The following is a 16,959-nucleotide window of genomic DNA, read 5'->3' as shown; positions in this document are numbered from 1 at the left end:
GCCCGCGGTGTCCCCACCTGCCCGCATGGAGACCCTGTGCCCCTGAACCGCCGTGACTTCGTCGCCCGTACCGCTGCTGTCGCCGCCGGGACGGCTGTCGCCGCCGGAGCGTCCGGCGCCGCTGCCGAAGCCGCGACTCCGCAGAACGACCTCGGCAGCGACCACAGCCACCGGCCGCCGAGGACGTACTCCTTCTCGGTCCTCGGCACCACCGATGTCCACGGCAACTGCGTCAACTGGGACTACTTCAAGAACGCCGAGTACGAGGACGCCGCACAGAACGACGTCGGCCTGGCCAAGATCTCCACCCTGGTCAAGCAGCTCCGCGCGGAGATCGGCCACGATCGCACCCTGCTCATCGACGCCGGCGACATGATCCAGGGCACCCAGCTCAGCTACTACTTCGCCCGGGTCGCGCCGATCACCGTGGGAGGCCACAAGGCCCCCAAGCACCCCATGGCCCTCGCCATGAACCACATCCGCTACGACGCGGCCGCACTGGGCAACCACGAGTTCAACTACGGCATCCCCACTCTGCGGGCCTTCGAGAAGCAGTGCGACTTCCCGCTGCTGGCCGCCAACGCCATTGACAGCAGGACCTCCAAGCCCGCATTCCGCCCGTACATCATCAAGCGGATCGAGGTGCACGGCGCGCCCGACATCAAGGTCGGCATCCTGGGCCTGACCAACCCGGGCATCGCGATCTGGGACAAGGCGAACGTCGCCGGGCAGATGACCTTCCCCGGCATCGCCGAGCAGGCGGCGGTGTACGTGCCCCGGCTGCGCAGCGCGGGGGCGGACGTCGTCGTGGTGTCCGCCCACTCCGGAATCGACGAGCCCACCTCCTACGGCGACCAGTTGCCCTGGCCCGAGGACGCCTCGGGCGAGATGGCCGCGAACGTGCCCGGCATCGACGCGGTGCTCGTCGGCCACACCCACAAGGAGGTGGACCAGCGGCTCATCACCAACACGGCGACGGGCCGGACCGTGGTCCTGTCCGAGCCACTGAAGTGGGGGATGCGGCTCACCCGCTTCGACTTCGTGATGGAGCTGGTGCACGGCGCCTGGAAGGTGAACTCGGTCAGCTCGACGGTGCTGAACTCCAACACCGTGGCCGAGGACCCGGAGGTCACCAAAATCCTCGCCAAGGAGCACGCGGCGGTGATCGCCTACGTCAACCAGGTCATCGGCAGCTGCACCGCCGAACTGTCGATCGCCGAGGCCCCGTTCCAGAACGTGCCGATCATCGACCTCATCGGCCGGGTCCAGCAGGACACGGTGAAGGCCGGACTCGCGGGCACGGCCTATGCCAACCTGCCCGTACTGGCCCAGGCTGCGCCGTTCAACCGCACCGCCGACATCCCCGCAGGCCAGGTACGGCTGCGCGACGCGGCGGGCCTCTACATCTACGAGAACACGCTCGCCGCCGTGATCCTGACGGGCGCTCAGATCAAGGACTACCTGGAGTTCTCGGCCGAGTACTACAACACGCTGCCGGTGGGCGCACCCATCGACAAGTCGACCCTCACCAATGCCAACGGACTGCCCGACTACAACTACGACGAGGTGTACGGGGTCTCCTACGACATCGACGTCTCGCACGCGGTCGGCTCCCGCATCCTCAACCTCAACTACAACGGTGCTCCGATCGACCCTGCCCAGCAGTTCGCGCTGGCCGTCAACAACTACCGTGCCAGCGGCGGCGGCAACTTCCCGCATGTGGCCACGGCCCAGCAGATCTGGAGCAGCTCGGACGAGATCCGCAACACGATCATCGCCTGGGTCAAGGCCAAGGGCAGCATCAACCCGGCCGACTTCGCGGCCGCCCCCGGCTGGCGGCTGGTCCGCAACGGCGTCCCGCTGTTCTGACAGCTCGTCACCACGGGCTCCCCGCACGTCCCGCGTCGCTCCGACGCGGGACGAGCGGGGAGGTCGCCCGCCGCTACCAGGAGGCGCGGTCTGCGCGGCCCGCGCGGACGCGGCGGCCGCCGTCGACGAGGAGGTCCGTTCCGGTGACCCAGGACGCTTCCGGGGAGAGCAGCCAGAGCACGGCCCGGGCGATGTCCTCCGGTTCGCCGAGGCGCGCCAGCGGGGTCTCGGACGTGACCTTGGGCTCCTCGCGTTCCCAGTAGGAGCGGGCGAGTTCGGTGCGGACCAGGCCGGGGGAGACGGCGTTCACCCGGACGCCAGGGGCGAGTTCGGCGGCGAGATGCCGGGTTAGCTGCAGCAGCGCGGCCTTGCTGGTCTCGTAGGCGGCCAGGCCGGGCCCGACCCCGTGGACGCCCTCGGTCACCACGTTGACCACGGCCCCGCCGTGGTCCCGCATCCAGTGCTGCCAGGCCGCGCGGACCAGCGCGAGCGGGCCGTGGACGTTGACGGCGAAGGTGTCGAGCCAGGCTGCCGGGTCGCCGTCCACGGCCGGGCCGAAGGGCTGGTTGGCGCCGGCGTTGTTGACCAGGTGGTCGACCGAGCCGAACAGGTCCAGGCAGTCCGCGACCCACCCGGCGGCCGCCGAGGGGTCGCCAACCGAACCGGTCCGCCCCTCGACCCGGCCCCAGCCGGGACCGGCCTCCTGCCGCAGCGCGGCCACGGCCGCCTCGACGCCCTCCGTGCCGCGGGCGGTGAGCAGGACGTCGACCCCGCGCGCGAGCAGCCCCCGAGCCACGGCGAGGCCGATCCCACGGGACCCACCGGTGACGATCGCGCTTGTTCCAGCTCCAGGCATGGACACAGGTGTGGCTGATTCGGCGGCAGAAGTCCAGACCGATGGCTCGCCAGGCGGGTCGGCGCAGGTTACGGAAGCCTGTCAGAAGCCCGTTTTTGCTGTTCATCGCCCCTTTGGAGTGTTCCAATCGATATATGGACAAGGACGGGACGGCGGCAGGCAAGCCGGTCGGGAGGCGGGTCGTGCTGGGCGTCGCCGCGCTCGGGGCGGTGGGGGTGACCTTCGGGGCGAAGATCCAGAGTGGTCTTGACGGCGTCCTGGCGACGGTCAACAGCAAGGATCCGACCGGGCTCACCGGGCTGCTGCCCGGTGGCGGGGGCTTCCGCTTCTACTCCGTCGCCGACTCCATCCCGCACCGCAACGCCCAGACCTACCGGCTGACCGTCGACGGCCTGGTGGATCGCCCCGGCACGTACACGCTGGACCAGCTGAAGGCGCTGCCGCAGACCAAGCTGGTCAAGGACGTGCAGTGCGTGACGGGCTGGCGCGTGCCCAACACCGAGTTCGGCGGCGTGCTGCTGTCGCAGCTGCTGGACGCGGCCGGCGTGAAGCCGGAGGGCAAGGCGCTGCGCTTCACCTGCTTCGACGGCGTCTACAGCGAGAGCCTGACCCTGGACGAGGCCCGCCGCCCCGACATGATGGTGGCGCACGAGATGAACGGCTCTCCGGTCACCGCGGCCCACGGCGGCCCGGTGCGGCTCTACGCCGCGCCCATGTACTTCTACAAATCCGCAAAGTGGCTGTCCGGGATCACTGTCACCGACCGGGTCATGCCCGGCTACTGGGAGCACTACGGCTATGACGTCGAAGCATGGGTCGGAAAGTCCAACGGGCGCAATGATGCCCCGACCTCCTGAGCCCGGCCCCGAGGCGTCTTCCGTGGGATCGCCGTCCACCGGATCGCCGTCCGCAGAACTCGCCCGCTTCACCGTCGCCGAGCGCTGGGTCCACCGGACCACGTCCACGCTGATGATGACCGCCATCGTCACCGCCGCCTTTCTCTACCTGCCCTTCCTGGCGGAGCTCGTCGGCCGCCGCAGGCTGCTGGTCATCGTCCACGAGTGGTCGGGCGTGCTGCTGCCGCTGCCGCTCGCGGCCGGACTCCTCTTCAAGTCGATGCGCGCCGACCTGCGCCGGCTCAACCGCTTCGGCCCGCAGGACCGCGGCTGGGTGTGGCGCGCGATGCGGCGGGGCAGCAGGGCTGCCGGGCCGGCCGGGAAGTTCAACGCGGGGCAGAAGCTCTACGCGGCGATGATCGCGGGGGCGACGCTGGTCATGATCGGGACCGGGCTGCTGATGTGGTTCCCCGACCTGGTCTCGCTCAACTGGCGCACCGGCTCGACCTTTGTGCACGACTGGCTCGCGCTGGTGATCGGCGTGCTGGTGATCGGCCACATCCGGATGGCCGTGAAGGACCCGGAGTCCCGTTACGGGATGCGCACCGGGCGGGTGTCCCGGGCCTGGGCGCGGCGCGAGCACCCGCTCTGGGAGGAGGACCCGGCCCCCAAGGACCGCTGAACCGGCGTCAGCCGGCGCGCCGGGCCCGCTCGATCTTCAGCGCGACGCCGTCCAGGAAGGTGGCGAGCACCAGCTCGAACACCTGGGCGTCGTCGCGGAAGAGTTCGGTGAGCCGGGGTGCGCTCTGGTGCAGCAGCGGGAAGCGGTCCGCCGGTAGCAGCCCGTATTTGACGGACCAGGCGGCGTCGTCCTTGGCCTGCGACTCCTCGTCGAGCACCAGGAAGGACGCGGTCGACTGGGTCATCGCCAGTGTGAGGTCGAGCAGCATCCGGTAGCACTCGGCGGCCTCGATCACGGGCAGTCCGGCGCGGTGCAGCACCCCGATGACCTGCTCGACGCTCGTCGTCTCGGCCGGGCTGGCGGTGGTCCGCGACGCCGCCAGGACGGCGAGCACCGGCCGTTTCAGGTAGACGGCGCGCACGGCGCGGGCCGTGGCGGTGAGGGACTCCCGCCAGCGGTCGGGGCCGAGCGCCGGGACGGCGGCCAGTTCCACCGCCTCCTCGATCATCACGTCGACCAGGGCGAGGATCAGCTCGTCCTTGTCGCGGAAGTGGCGGTAGACGGCGGTGGGGTCGGCGCCCAACTCCTTGCCGAGCCGACTGAAGGTCAGCACCCCGCCGCCCTCTGGCGAGCAGAGGCGGAACGCCGCTTCCATGATGGCCTCCCGGGTCAGTGCGACCCGGCGTTTGGCCGTCCTCGTGCCCTGCTCCGCCACTGCGGCTCCTCCCGTCCACGGCTGAGAGCAGTCCTCCAGCCGAGTTGATCCGATCGTAACGGGGAGCTGCTGTCAATGGCATTGACAGCAGCACTGTCATCGAGTGTGATGCTCACTCATCCGGCCCGGTTCCGAACCGCCGGGCGTCGAAACAGCTCACCCCCGAACGGCTTCGGCTACCGAACAGCTCAGCTCCCGGTCCGCTCAGCTCCCAGTACGGAGGGCACGTGCCCCGCGACAACCACTTCGCCGACCTCGTCTTCACCGGCGGACCCGTCTACACCGTCGACCCCGCCCGCTCCTGGGCCACCGCCGTCGCGGTCCGCGACGGACGCATCGTCGTCGTCGGCCAGGACCACGACGTCCGCCACCTCATCGGCGCGGACACCGACGTCGTCGACCTGGCCGGGAAGCTGCTGCTGCCCGGCTTCCAGGACGCCCACGTCCACCCCGTCCTCGCCGGGACCACCCTGCGCAGCTGCGACCTGCACCATCTCGAGACGGCCCAGGACTACGTCGCCACCGTCGCCGCCTACGCCGCCGCCAACCCCCGGCGCGAGTGGATCACCGGTGGCGGCTGGAGCATGGAGGCGTTCCCCGGCGGCACCCCGCACCGCTCCCTGCTCGACGCGGTGGTCCCCGACCGCCCGGTCGCCCTGCCCAACCGCGACGGCCACGGCCTCTGGGCCAACAGCCGCGCCCTGGAGATCGCCGGGATCACCGCCGGCACCCCCGACCCGGCCGACGGCCGGATCGAGCGGGACGCCGACGGCACGCCCACCGGGATGCTCCAGGAGGGCGCCGCCGAGCTGGTGACCCGCCACATACCGCCTGCCACCGAGCAGGAGCTCTACCAGGGCCTGCTCGAAGGTCAGCGCCACCTGCACGGCTTCGGCATCACCGGCTGGCAGGACGCCGCCGTCGGCGCGGCCTTCGGCCCCGGCGACGTCTACGGTGCCTACCTGGCCGCCGCCGGGGACGGCACCCTCACCGCACGGGTGCGCGGCGCGCAGTGGTGGGACCGCGAGGGCGGCATCGAGCAGTTGCCGCACTTCCTCGCCCGCCGCGAGGAGGCCGAGGCTCTGCGTGACGGGGCCGGCCGGTTCCGGGTCGGCAGCGTCAAGATGATGCTCGACGGGGTCGCGGAGAACCACACCGCCGCCATGCTGGAGCCCTATCTCGACGGCTGCGGCTGCTCCAGCGGCGCGTCGGGGCTCGACTTCATCGACCCCGAGAAGCTCGGCGGATTCGTCAGCGAGCTCGACGCGGCCGGATTCCAGGTCCACTTCCACGCCCTCGGCGACCGCGCCGTGCGCAGCGCCCTCGACGCCGTCGAGGAGGCCGTGCGCCGCAACGGCGAGCGCGGCAACCGGCACCACCTGGCGCACCTCCAGGTCGTCCACCCCGACGACATCCCCCGCTTCCGGGCGCTGGGTGCGACCGCCAACATCCAGCCGCTGTGGGCCATGCACGAGCCGCAGATGGACGAGCTCACCATCCCCTTCCTCGGCGAGCGCCGCTCCGGCTGGCAGTACCCGTTCGGGTCGCTGGCCCGCTCCGGCGCGATGCTCGCGGCGGGCAGCGACTGGTCCGTCAGCACCCCCGACGTGATGCTCGGCGTCCACGTCGCCGTCAACCGCTGCGCCCCGGAGACCCCCGACCGGGTCCTCGGCCCCGAGCAGCGCCTGGACCTCGGCACCGCCCTCGCCGCGTACACGGCCGGTACGGCGCGGGTGAACCACCTCGACGCCGACACCGGTTCGGTCGAGTCCGGCAAGTACGCCGACCTGGTCGTCCTCGACCGCGACCCGTTCGCCGGGCCCGCCGCTGCGATCGGCGGGACGCGGGTGCTGCGCACCTACGTCGAGGGCCGACTCGTCCACGCCGCCCAGTAGTTCCGACCGATCAGAGGAGAGGCTCCATGATGCACGGAAGAACCCCGCGCGCCGCACTGCCCCTCGCGGCCCTCGCCCTGCTCGCCGGTACCGCCGTGACGGCCTGCGGCAGCTCCGGCGGCAACGCCGCGAAGGCCGCGCCCAGCAGCAACTTCAACACCGCGCAGGTCACGACCGCACCCGGCAGGGCCCTGTCGTCGCTCACCTGGTCCGGCGACTACCGCGCCCCCTACTCGGAAGACCCGCTGAAGACCGCGGACTACCCCGAGGAGACCATCCTCGGCAACGTCTGCCAGGGCGTGCTGCAGACCGGGCCCGACTACACCCTCGACCCGGCCGTGGCCAAGGCGTGGAAGCAGCCCGACGCCCGGCACCTGGTCCTCGACCTGGACCCGCGCGCGGTGTTCAGTGACGGACACCCGGTCACCGCCGACGACGTGGTCTACAGCCTGCTGCGCAACCAGGACCCGACCGTCGCCAGCAACTACGCCGACGCCTACCACGACGTCAGCTCGGTCAGAGCCACCGGCGCCGGTCAGGTCACGGTGACCTTCAACAGGGACGACTACCTCTTCCTCCGCACGCTGGGCACCCTCGGCGGATCCGTCGTGGAGAAGGCGTTCGCGGTCGGGTCGGGCCAGAACTTCGGCAACGCCGGTACCGGCGTGGTCTGTTCGGGGCCGTACACGGTCGCCTCGTTCGACGGGACCAACGCGATGGTGCTCAAGCGCAACCCCCGTTTCTGGGACCCCGCGAAGGCGGGCAAGGCGGAGACCGTCACCTTCAAGTTCCTCGCCGACCCCTCCGCACTCGCCAACGCGCTCAGCTCCGGCAGCCTCCAGGGCGGCTTCGACCTGCCGAGCTCCACGATCGGTCAGCTCCAGAAGGCCACCAACGGCAAGCTCTACATCGGCGGGGAGGGCTCGACCACCCAGAACATCGACCTGATCGTCGCCAGGTTCACCGGCGGCCTCGCCGACGCCCGCGTCCGCCAGGCCCTGTCCATGGCCATCGACCGCAAGGGCATCGCGCAGACGCTGTTCAGCGGCGCGGCCGACCCCCTCTACGCGGTGGCCGGGCCCGGCTTCTGGGAGAACAGTCCCGCCAGGAGCGACTACGCCGCGGCGTACAGCGCCCTGCAGGTGCAGCCCGACCTCGCCAACGCGAGCCAGCTGGTCAAGGCCGCGGGCGCGACCGGACAGCAGATCAGCATCGGCTACGCGGCGGGCGTCCCCACCGAGGTCCAGCTCGCCCAGGTGCTGCAGCAGACCGGCGACGCCATCGGCCTCAAGGTGAAGATCATCGGCTTGCCCGACCAGCAGTACGGATCACTGTTCATCGATCCCAAGGCCCGTGCGGCGTACGACTCCTTCCTCACCATCAATTACCTGGAGTACCCCGAGGCCGCCACCATGTACTCCAGCTACGCCACCAAGGCCGGCTCGCAGAACTTCAACGGCTACACCGACCCCGGCGTCGAGGCTTCCCTGCTCAAGGCCCAGGGCAGCGCGGACCCGAGGCAGCGCGCGATGTACGTGCTGCAGGCCCAGACCGTCCTCGACCGCGACCTCCCGTGGATCCCGATCGTGCAGCCGCGTGCCCTGCTGTTCCAGAACAGCGCCGTCACCGGGGCGCCGCTCACCTTCTCCTACATGGCCGGTCCCTGGGTCGCCGCCGTCGGCGCGCCCTGATGGGACGTCTCCTGCTGCACCGCCTCGGCGGTCTGGTCACCACCCTGCTGCTGTCCAGCGTGGTGATCTTCGGCAGCCTCTACCTCGCCCCGGGCAGCCCCGAGAACGTCCTCTTCGGCAACCGCGCGCCGTCGGCCGCCGCCCGCGCCGCCGTCCGGCACCAGCTCCACCTGGACCAGCCCCTGCCGGTCCGCTACTGGGACTGGCTCACCGCGGTGCTGCACGGCGACCTCGGACGCTCCATGGTCACCGGCCAGAGCGTCGCCGGACGGGTCGGCGCCGGCCTCGGCAGCACGCTGCTGCTGGTCGCCCTCAGCATCTCCCTGGTCGTCATCCTCGGCCTCGGCCTGGGCACGGCCGCCGCGCTGCGCCCGGGCCGGGTCGACGCCACGGCCAACGCGCTCACCTCGCTCTCGGTGACCGTGCCGCCGTTCGTCGCCTCCACCCTGCTGATCTCCGTGTTCGCGGTGAAGCTGGGCTGGTTTCCCGCCTCGGGGGTGCAATCCGGCCTGCTCGGACAACTGCGCGGCCTGGTGCTGCCGGCCTGCGCGCTGGCCGTGGTCTCCTGCGGATTCCTGGCCCGGGTCACCCGCAACGCGCTGCGCGAGCAGCTCGACCGCGAGCACGTGCAGACCGCGCAGGTACGCGGACTGCCCCGGCGGGTGGTGCTGCGCGACCACGTGTTCCGCAACGCGCTGCCGCCGATCATCACCGCCATCGGCCTGCTCACCTCGGGACTGTTCGCCTCGACGCTGGTCGTCGAGTCGGCCTTCGCCGTGCCCGGCATCGGCCAGCTCACCATCCAGTCGGTCGCCCAGAAGGACTTCCCGGTGGTTCAGGCCGTGGCCCTGCTGCTGGTCGCCGCGTTCGTGGTCTGCAACGCCGTCAGCGACCTGGTCCAGGCGCTGATCGACCCGCGGCTGCGCATCGTGGGGAGGACGACATGAGGACCGAGACGACCACCGAAACGACCACCGACCAGCCGACCGCGCCCGCCACCGCCGGGGTGTCTCCAGCCTCGCGCATCGGCGTGTTCGCCCGGGTGCGGACCGCGCTGGGCCCCTCCGGCGTAGCTGCCGCCGCCTTCCTGCTGCTGGTGCTCGTGCTGGCGCTCGCCGCTCCGCTGCTCGCGCCGTACGACCCCAACGCCCAAGCGCTGCTGGACTCCTACGCCGGATCCTCCGGCTCGCACCTGCTCGGCGCGGACGGCATCGGGCGGGACATCCTCTCCCGGCTCATGTTCGGCAGTCGGACCAGCCTGCTCGGCCCGGCTCTGGTCGTGTCGATCTCCCTCCTTGTCGGCATTCCGCTGGCGCTGCTCGCCGCCTGGTACGGCGGCGCCGTCGACGCCCTGGTCGCCCGCATCTTCGATCTGGTGTACGCGCTGCCGGGGCTGCTCCTCGCGGTGCTCGCCGTGGCCCTGTTCGGCCCGGGACTCACCCCGGCGGTCGCGGCCCTGTCCATCGCCTACGTGCCCTTCCTGGCCCGGATCGTGCGGGTGGCCGCCCGGCAGCAGCGAACGAGTCCCTATGTCGATGCGCTCGCGGTCCAGGGCTTCGGCGTGGTCCGGATCACGGTGCGTCACATCCTGCGCAACATCGCACCCGTGGTGCTGGGGCAGGCCGCCATCGCCTTCGGCTACGCCCTGCTGGACCTCGCCTCGCTGTCCTACCTGGGACTCGCCGTGCAGGCGCCCACGTCGGACTGGGGCGTCATGGTCAGTGACAGCGACGCTCTGATGAAGGGCTACTGGCTACCGGTGATCGCACCCGGCGTGCTGATCGTGCTCTGCGTGCTGTCGCTGACCGTCCTCGGCGCGCGCATCAGCGGCGAGCGCCCGCAGCCCTACCTGCGCCTACGCGGCAGCCGCCGTACTGGAGCCAGCTCATGACGACGCCCGAAACGCCTCCCCCGTCCCAGTCCCAGCCCCTGCTGGAGATCTCCGGGCTCACCGTCCGCCTCGGCGTGGGCGGCGACTCCAGACCGGTGCTCGACGGCGTCGACCTCACCCTCGCCCCCGGCGAGGCCCTCGGTCTGGTCGGCGAGTCCGGCTCGGGCAAGTCCATGACCGTACGGGCCGTCACCCGGCTGCTGCCGCAGGGCGCCGCCTTCGCAGGGAGCATCCGCTTCGAAGGCCGGGACGTGGCCGCGATGGACGCCGCCGAGCTGCGCGGCTACCGCGACCACGGGGTCGGGATGATCTTCCAGGACCCACGGGCTCACATCAACCCGACCCGGCGCGTCGGCGCGTTCCTCACCGAGGCGCTCACCCGCAACCGGGGACTCTCCCGCCGGGAGGCCGAGGACCGCGCCGCCGCGGTGCTCGCCGAGGTCGGCATCGACGACCCGGTCCGTCGGCTCCGGCAGTACCCGCACGAGCTGTCCGGCGGCATGCTGCAACGCGTCATGATCGCCTCGGTGCTGCTCGCCGAGCCTCGGCTGGTCCTCGCCGACGAACCCACCACCGCCCTGGACGTCACCATCCAGGCCGAGGTGGTCGGCATCCTCGACCGGCTGCGCCGCGAACGCGGCATGGGCATGGCCTTCATCACCCACGACCTGGACCTCGCCCTCGCGGTCTGCCGCCGGGTGGCCGTGATGTACGCGGGCAGGATCGTGGAGATCCGCGCGGCCGAGGAACTGCACCAGCGCGCGGCCCACCCCTACACGCTGGGTCTGCTCGGCTCGCGCCCCTCCATCGACGCCCGGGCCGAGCGGTTGAACGCCATCCCCGGACGACCGGTCTCGGCCTTCGAGGCCGGTCCTGGCTGCGCCTTCGCGGCCCGCTGCGCCCACGCCCAGGCGGTCTGCCGGGAGGTGCGCCCCGAGCTCGAACCCTTCCGGGGCGGACTGGTGCGCTGCCACCGGGTCGCCGAGATCAGCCTTCAGGAGGCCACGGCATGAACCACGACGCAGCCCCGGCCGCGGTGTCGGTCGCCGCCCTCGGCAAGGTCTTCCGCGTTCCGGACGGCAAGGGCGGCCACACCCGCCACACCGCCGTCGACGACGTCGGCTTCACCGTCGCAGCCGGGGGCTCCCTGGGCATCGTCGGGGAGTCGGGCTCGGGGAAGACCACCATCGCCCGGATGCTGGTCGGCCTGGAACGCCCCAGCAGTGGCAGCATCGCGATCCTCGGCCGGGACCGTACCGCGCCCGCCCGGCGCTCCGCCGAACGCGACCGCCGGGCGCGGGAGCTGCAGATCGTCTTCCAGGACCCCTACACCTCGCTCGATCCCAGCCAGAGCGCCCGCTCCGCCGTCGACGAGGTGCTGCGGCACCACGGCAGGACGACCGGCGAGCAGCGCTCCGCGCGACTGTCCGAGCTGATGGACCAGGTCGGCCTGACGGAGCGTCAGGCAAACGCGCGCCCGCGCGACCTGTCCGGTGGCCAGCGCCAGCGCGTCGCCATCGCCCGCGCGCTCGCCGCCGAGCCCGGGGTGCTGATCCTGGACGAGGCCGTCTCCGCGCTGGACGTGTCCATCCAGGCGCAGATCCTCAACCTGCTCGCGGACATCCGCGCTGCTACCGGCATCGCCTACCTGCTGATCTCGCACGACCTGGCTGTGGTGCGGCAGCTCTGCGACACCGTCCTGGTGCTGCGGCGCGGCCGGGTGGTCGAGCAGGGGCCCTGCGATCGGGTGCTCGACGCACCCGCCGCGGATTACACCCGGGCGCTGCGGGCCGCGGTGCCGGTGCCCGGCTGGCAGCCCGGCCACGCCCCCGCCGTCGGCTGAACGGCTTCGAGCCTGCGCCCCCCGGGCCGGCGGCCGGGGCCGCCGGCCCGGGGGGCGGCCGAGGTCTCCGGGCGGGGCCTTTGGTCCGGGTCTTCGGTTGGGGCCTTCGGTCGGGGCCTACGGGTGGGGCTTACGGTCCGGCCCTGCGGCCGAGGCCTCCGGTTGGGGCCTTCGGTCTGAGCCGCCGTTCCGGGCCTCCGGTCTGCGCCGCCGGTCCGGGCCTACGGTTGGGGCTTACGGTTCGGGTCTTCGTCCGGGGCCTCCGGATCGGGCAGGTCGCCAGGGCAGGCGGTCGGGCCGGTCGCCGGGGCAGACGGTCGGCGGGTGGCCGGGAGGCGGCCGTCCTCGGCAACCGGAACCGGGGGCTTCCGGCTACGGCGCGCGTCGGGCTACGCTCGCGGGCATGACCGCGCTACCGACCGGTAAGGCGGACGCCACCGCCACCACCCACCGCACCTGCCCGCTCTGCGAGGCGACCTGCGGGCTGACCGTCACGATCGGGCCCGGCCCGGGTGACATAGCCGTGCGAGGGGACGAGAACGACCCGTTCAGCCGCGGCTACATCTGTCCCAAGGGCGTCGCCCTTGGGCAGCTCCACGCCGACCCCGACCGGCTGCGCGCCCCGCTGATCCGGCGCGGCACCAGCTGGACCGAGGTCGGCTGGGACGAGGCGTTCGCCGAGGCCGGGCGGCTGCTCGCGCCGCTGATCCGGGAGCACGGGCGGGACAGCGTCGCCGTCTACCTCGGCAACCCGGTCGTGCACAACCACGCGCTCAGCCTCTACAGCCGGGTGCTCGTCCAGGCCCTCGGCACCGGCTACCGCTTCAGTGCCAGCACCGTCGACCAGATGCCCAAGCAGGTCGCCTCCGGCCTCATGTACGGGACCGAGCTGTCCATCGCCATCCCCGACATCGACCGCACCGACTACCTGCTGGTCCTCGGCGCCAACCCGATGGTGTCCAACGGCAGCCTGCTCACCGCCCCCGACCTGCCCGGACGGCTGCGCGCCCTGCGCCGGCGCGGCGGTCGGCTGGTCGTCGTCGACCCGCGTCGCACCCGCACCGCCGAGATCGCCGACGAGCACCTCACGATCCGGCCCGGAACCGACGCGCTGCTCCTCGCCGGAATCGCCCACGCCCTGCTGGAAGAGGGCCTCGCCGATCCCGGCCAGGCCACCCCGCATCTGAACGGACTGGCCGAACTCGAGGACGTGCTGCGGCCGTTCACCCCCGACGCGGTCGCGGTCGCCACGCAGGTGCCCGCCGACACCGTCCGCCGCCTCGCCCGCGAGCTCGCCGCCGCCCCCAGCGCCGCCGTCTACGGCCGGATCGGCACCACGACGACCGCCTTCGGCACCGCTGCCAGCTGGCTCGTCGACGTCGTCAACACCCTGACCGGCAACCTGGACCGGCCCGGCGGCGTGCTGTGGCCCGAACCGGCGGCCGGCTCGCCCACCACGACCGGCGAGCCAGGACGCGGACGCGGTGTTCGCGTTCCCGGGTCACGGCGCACCCGGGTCCGGCAGCTTCCCAGCGTCTTCGGCGAGTTCCCGGCGGGCGCGCTCGCCGAGGAGATCGACACCCCGGAGGTCGACGGCCCGGAGGTCAACACCGCTGCGGCGGGCGGGACACGCCTGCGCGGCCTGGTCACCATCGCCGGCAACCCCGTCCTCTCCACGCCCAACAGCGCCCGCCTCGGCGCGGCGCTCGCCTCGCTCGACGCCATGGTCAGCGTCGACGCCTACCTCAACGAGACGACCCGGCACGCCCACGTGGTGCTGCCCGCCGTCTCGCCGCTCGCCCGCAGCCACTACGACCTGGTGTTCAGCTCCTTCTCGATCCGCAACGTCGCCGACTACTCGCCGGCCAGCGTGCCGCGCGGGCCGGGCGAGCTGGACGAGTCCGAGGTGCTGCTTCGGCTCGCGTCCGCCGCGCTCGGCGGAGGTCTCAGCGCGGACGAGCTCGACGATCTCACCGCCGCCGACACCGCCCGGCGCCTCTGCGCCGACCCCTCGTCTCCGGCCTTCGGCCGCGACCCCTTGGAGCTCCTCGCCGCCGTCGCCCACCGAACCCGCCAGGAGCGCCTGCTCGACCTGATGCTGCGCGGCGGCCCCTACGGTGACGGCTTCGGTGCCAAGCCCGAGGGCCTCAGCCTGGACGCCCTGGAGGCCGCCCCGCACGGCCTGGACCTGGGACCGCTGCAACCGCGCCTGCCCGGCGTGCTGCGCACCCCCAGCGGCATGGTCGAGCTCGCGCCACCGCAGCTGGTCGCCGAAGCCCGGCGCCTGGCCGAGCACCTCGCCGAGCTGACCGGGTCGCCCGACGGCGGCCTGCTGCTGATCGGCCGCCGCCAGCTGCGCTCCAACAACTCCTGGATGCACAACGTCCCGCTGCTCGCGGGCGGCAGCAACCGCTGCACCCTGCAGCTGCACCCGGCGGACGCCGAGCGCCTGGAGATCGTGGACGGGCAGCGGGTGACGGTCCGTTCACGGGTGGGCGAACTGGAGGCCGACGCCGAGGTGACGGAGGGCGTGATGCCGGGAGTGGTCAGCCTGCCGCACGGCTGGGGACACGACGACCCGGCGGCACGGACCCTACTGGCGGCGCGTGAACCGGGTGTGAACAGCAACGTGCTGACGGACGAGGCTCCGCTTGACCCACTGTCAGGTACGGCTGTCCTCAACGGGATTCCGGTCGAGGTCCGGCCGGTGCTGCCGGTCGTTCCGGTTCCCGCCTGAGGCGGCCGGCCCGATGCGTCACCCGGCTGGCCCGGCCCGACCGTCTCCGGTCGGTGCCGAGGCGGATACTGCTCCCATGACACCTCGCGAGGTCAGCGCCGACCTCTCCGCCGAGCGGCTCCGCGCCTGGTGGGCGCACCGGCAGGGGCTCGACGGCGCGCTGGCGGGGGGCTCCGCGGAGAGGGTCCTGGTCCGGGCGGGATGGGCCCGCTCGGTCGGCGGCTCCGGTCCCTACCTCGGGCTTTTCGCCCGGGCCGGGCTCGACCGCGAGGCGGTGGACGCCGCCGTGGCCCGGCTCGACGTGCACGAGCTGCCCTCGGCCCGTGGCTGCACCTATGTGCTGCCCCGCGCCGACTTCGCCCTGGGGCTGACCGTCGGCGCGGGCGCTCCCGCAGGCGAGCTGGCCGCCGCCGAGAAGCACCTCGGCGTGACCGACGCGGAGATCGCGGCCCTGAGCGCGGCGGTCGTCGAGGCCCTGGCGGGATCGGAACGGCCGCTGGACCCGGCAGCGATCCGCGCAGCCGTCGGCGACGCCGCCAGGAGCCTCGGTGACGCTGGGAAGAAGCGAGGGCTGTCCACGACGCTGCCGCTCGCCCTGGGGCTGCTCCAGGCGCGTGGTCTGATCCGGCGCGTCCCGGTGAACGGCAGGCTCGACCAGCAGCGCTACGCATACGTCCGCTGGGAACCCGCTCCGCTCGGCACCACCGTACTGACGGACCAGCAGGCCAGGCAGGACCTCGCCCGGCGCTACTTCGACTGGGCCGCGCCCGCGTCGCTGGCGCACTTTCGGTGGCTCTCGGGCTTCACCGCTGCCTCGGCCAGGGCGGCGGTGGAGCCGATCGGCCTGCTGCCGGTCGCCGGCACCGACCTGCTGATGCCGCCCGGACTGGCCGACGCCTTCACCGGCTACCGCCGCCCGGCCGAGCCCGCGTACGCGCTGCTCGCCGGGATCGACGGGCTGCACCTGCTGCACCGCGACCTGTCCCGGCTGATCGACCCCGCCGACGCGGGGCGTCCCGTCCCCGGTGCGAAGGCGGGGCGGGTGCTCGGGGGAGAGACTGACTCACCCTGCCATCTCGTCGTCGACCGGGGCCGGATCGTCGGCTTCTGGGAGTACGACACCGAACAGCAGGAGATCGTCCGCCAGCTGTTCGTCCCCCAGGACGCCGCACTGAAGCACGCCATCGCGCGCACCGAGGCGTTCGTCAGGGACCAGCTCGGTGATGCGCGCGGGTTCAGTCTGGACTCGCCGAAGAGCCGCGCCCCGAAGATCGCCGCGATGCGCGCGGGGTAGGCAGCAGCCTGCCTGGTCCGTGGTCGCGAGCCACCGGGACGCAAACGCGTCCGGCGTGACCTACGGAGGTGCGGAGCAGTCGAGCGCGCGCCCCTCATCGCCTCCCACGCTCCCACCAGGGAAGGTTTCCAGGTCGTCGCCGAGGTCAAGAACCGTGGTGTGGGGACCTGCTCGTACGGGTGCCGGTCCGGCGGAGTACGGTGTCCTCCTGGACGGACAGTTGCACACCGACCTCTCCAGGCGGATAGTCTTCGCTCCACGGCCCTGGTGCCTTCCAAGGGGTGGGAAATGAATCAAATGCAGCATGTGCGCAGCAGGCCGCGGGTTCCCGCGGTCCAGTGCGGCACAGGTACGGCGAGCCGGCGGCTCGACCGTCACCTCGCCGTGCTCGGCGCACCTGCGCTCCCGCAGGTGGACGTGGCGGAAGCGGTCGGCCTGATAAGGGAGCTGACGCCCCGTGGGGTCAGCTCTCCGGCGGCTCGCCCCAATCGGGGCGCCCGTATGGTGCTGCTCGCACCGCTCAAGCGCCTCACCCGCTCGCTCTTCGGCGGCCGCAAGTAGGTCGCCGCCAGCCCGGTCGTGACTCCATGGTCACGGCCGGGTTTGGCGTGCTCTCGTTCCGATCTCCATGATCGGCCTGCATAAGCGCC

General features: G+C 72.3%; 14 protein-coding genes. 12 read left to right on the top strand and 2 right to left on the bottom strand.

Annotation, left to right across the window (positions count from 1 at the left end; all coding sequences use genetic code 11):
- Positions 1–36 precede the first annotated feature (36 nt).
- Positions 37–1,869, top strand: coding sequence for a bifunctional UDP-sugar hydrolase/5'-nucleotidase (locus ABIA33_RS36170; protein WP_370088095.1), 1,833 nt, complete (start codon positions 37–39; stop codon positions 1,867–1,869).
- A 73-nt stretch (positions 1,870–1,942) separates the two neighbouring features.
- Here ABIA33_RS36170 and ABIA33_RS36165 read toward each other — a convergent pair whose 3' ends face one another.
- Positions 1,943–2,725, bottom strand: coding sequence for an SDR family oxidoreductase (locus ABIA33_RS36165; protein WP_370088093.1), 783 nt, complete (start codon positions 2,723–2,725; stop codon positions 1,943–1,945).
- Between the two features lie 134 nt (positions 2,726–2,859).
- Between ABIA33_RS36165 and ABIA33_RS36160 the strand changes: the two genes are divergently transcribed.
- Both ABIA33_RS36160 and ABIA33_RS36155 read left to right on the top strand, forming a co-directional pair.
- A complete protein-coding gene (locus ABIA33_RS36160; protein ID WP_370088091.1) occupies positions 2,860–3,582 on the top strand; it encodes a molybdopterin-dependent oxidoreductase in 723 nt (240 codons plus the stop codon).
- Positions 3,524–4,243 (top strand): cytochrome b/b6 domain-containing protein, encoded by a 720-nt coding sequence (locus tag ABIA33_RS36155; protein WP_370088089.1) that lies wholly within the window; start codon positions 3,524–3,526, stop codon positions 4,241–4,243. The genes ABIA33_RS36160 and ABIA33_RS36155 overlap by 59 nt, the downstream gene beginning before the upstream one ends.
- Positions 4,244–4,250: 7 nt before the next feature.
- On the opposite strand, the gene ABIA33_RS36150 is transcribed toward ABIA33_RS36155, so the two are convergent.
- Positions 4,251–4,958: a TetR/AcrR family transcriptional regulator gene (locus ABIA33_RS36150; protein WP_370088087.1), complete on the bottom strand. Its 708-nt coding sequence runs from the start codon at positions 4,956–4,958 to the stop codon at positions 4,251–4,253.
- 227 nt (positions 4,959–5,185) lie between these two features.
- Here ABIA33_RS36150 and ABIA33_RS36145 point away from each other — a divergent pair, with 227 nt between their 5' ends.
- From ABIA33_RS36145 to ABIA33_RS36105, 9 genes are all read left to right on the top strand, one after another.
- Positions 5,186–6,853 (top strand): amidohydrolase, encoded by a 1,668-nt coding sequence (locus tag ABIA33_RS36145; protein ID WP_370088085.1) that lies wholly within the window; start codon positions 5,186–5,188, stop codon positions 6,851–6,853.
- A 26-nt stretch (positions 6,854–6,879) separates the two neighbouring features.
- Positions 6,880–8,544 carry an ABC transporter substrate-binding protein gene (locus tag ABIA33_RS36140; protein ID WP_370088083.1) on the top strand — a complete coding sequence of 555 codons (1,665 nt, stop codon included), beginning with the start codon at positions 6,880–6,882 and terminating at the stop codon, positions 8,542–8,544.
- Complete coding sequence (locus ABIA33_RS36135) at positions 8,544–9,491, top strand: ABC transporter permease (protein WP_370088081.1); 948 nt, start codon at positions 8,544–8,546, stop codon at positions 9,489–9,491. Before ABIA33_RS36140 ends, ABIA33_RS36135 begins: the two co-directional genes overlap by 1 nt.
- On the top strand, positions 9,488–10,435 hold the full coding sequence (locus tag ABIA33_RS36130; RefSeq protein ID WP_370088079.1) for an ABC transporter permease: 948 nt from the start codon (positions 9,488–9,490) through the stop codon (positions 10,433–10,435). Before ABIA33_RS36135 ends, ABIA33_RS36130 begins: the two co-directional genes overlap by 4 nt.
- A complete protein-coding gene (locus tag ABIA33_RS36125) occupies positions 10,432–11,448 on the top strand; it encodes an ABC transporter ATP-binding protein (RefSeq protein ID WP_370088077.1) in 1,017 nt (338 codons plus the stop codon). The genes ABIA33_RS36130 and ABIA33_RS36125 overlap by 4 nt, the downstream gene beginning before the upstream one ends.
- Positions 11,445–12,278 carry an ABC transporter ATP-binding protein gene (locus ABIA33_RS36120; protein ID WP_370088075.1) on the top strand — a complete coding sequence of 278 codons (834 nt, stop codon included), beginning with the start codon at positions 11,445–11,447 and terminating at the stop codon, positions 12,276–12,278. The genes ABIA33_RS36125 and ABIA33_RS36120 overlap by 4 nt, the downstream gene beginning before the upstream one ends.
- 403 nt (positions 12,279–12,681) lie before the next feature.
- Positions 12,682–15,015, top strand: coding sequence for a molybdopterin-dependent oxidoreductase (locus ABIA33_RS36115; RefSeq protein ID WP_370088073.1), 2,334 nt, complete (start codon positions 12,682–12,684; stop codon positions 15,013–15,015).
- Positions 15,016–15,091: 76 nt separating this feature from the next.
- Entirely contained in the window at positions 15,092–16,309 is a 1,218-nt protein-coding gene (locus tag ABIA33_RS36110; RefSeq protein ID WP_370088070.1) for a DNA glycosylase AlkZ-like family protein, read from the top strand.
- Positions 16,310–16,597: 288 nt separating this feature from the next.
- On the top strand, positions 16,598–16,870 hold the full coding sequence (locus tag ABIA33_RS36105; RefSeq protein ID WP_370088068.1) for a hypothetical protein: 273 nt from the start codon (positions 16,598–16,600) through the stop codon (positions 16,868–16,870).
- Positions 16,871–16,959: the final 89 nt, after the last annotated feature.

Origin of the sequence: Streptacidiphilus sp. MAP12-16, from assembly GCF_041262165.1 — a bacterium.
Lineage (GTDB): Bacteria > Actinomycetota > Actinomycetes > Streptomycetales > Streptomycetaceae > Streptacidiphilus.
The sequence above is the reverse complement of the archived record's forward strand: the minus strand, read 5'-3'. Positions and strand labels throughout refer to the sequence as shown.

Bases quoted from the DNA above. Each gene is read 5' to 3' on its own strand.
- ABIA33_RS36155 (WP_370088089.1), top strand. From the start codon at position 3,524: ATGACGTCGAAGCATGGGTCGGAAAGTCCAACGGGCGCAATGATGCCC.
- ABIA33_RS36165 (WP_370088093.1), bottom strand. From the start codon at position 2,725: ATGCCTGGAGCTGGAACAAGCGCGATCGTCACCGGTGGGTCCCGTGGG.
- ABIA33_RS36105 (WP_370088068.1), top strand. From the start codon at position 16,598: ATGAATCAAATGCAGCATGTGCGCAGCAGGCCGCGGGTTCCCGCGGTC.
- ABIA33_RS36130 (WP_370088079.1), top strand. From the start codon at position 9,488: ATGAGGACCGAGACGACCACCGAAACGACCACCGACCAGCCGACCGCG.
- ABIA33_RS36125 (WP_370088077.1), top strand. From the start codon at position 10,432: ATGACGACGCCCGAAACGCCTCCCCCGTCCCAGTCCCAGCCCCTGCTG.
- ABIA33_RS36120 (WP_370088075.1), top strand. From the start codon at position 11,445: ATGAACCACGACGCAGCCCCGGCCGCGGTGTCGGTCGCCGCCCTCGGC.
- ABIA33_RS36160 (WP_370088091.1), top strand. From the start codon at position 2,860: ATGGACAAGGACGGGACGGCGGCAGGCAAGCCGGTCGGGAGGCGGGTC.
- ABIA33_RS36115 (WP_370088073.1), top strand. From the start codon at position 12,682: ATGACCGCGCTACCGACCGGTAAGGCGGACGCCACCGCCACCACCCAC.
- ABIA33_RS36140 (WP_370088083.1), top strand. From the start codon at position 6,880: ATGATGCACGGAAGAACCCCGCGCGCCGCACTGCCCCTCGCGGCCCTC.
- ABIA33_RS36135 (WP_370088081.1), top strand. From the start codon at position 8,544: ATGGGACGTCTCCTGCTGCACCGCCTCGGCGGTCTGGTCACCACCCTG.
- ABIA33_RS36110 (WP_370088070.1), top strand. From the start codon at position 15,092: ATGACACCTCGCGAGGTCAGCGCCGACCTCTCCGCCGAGCGGCTCCGC.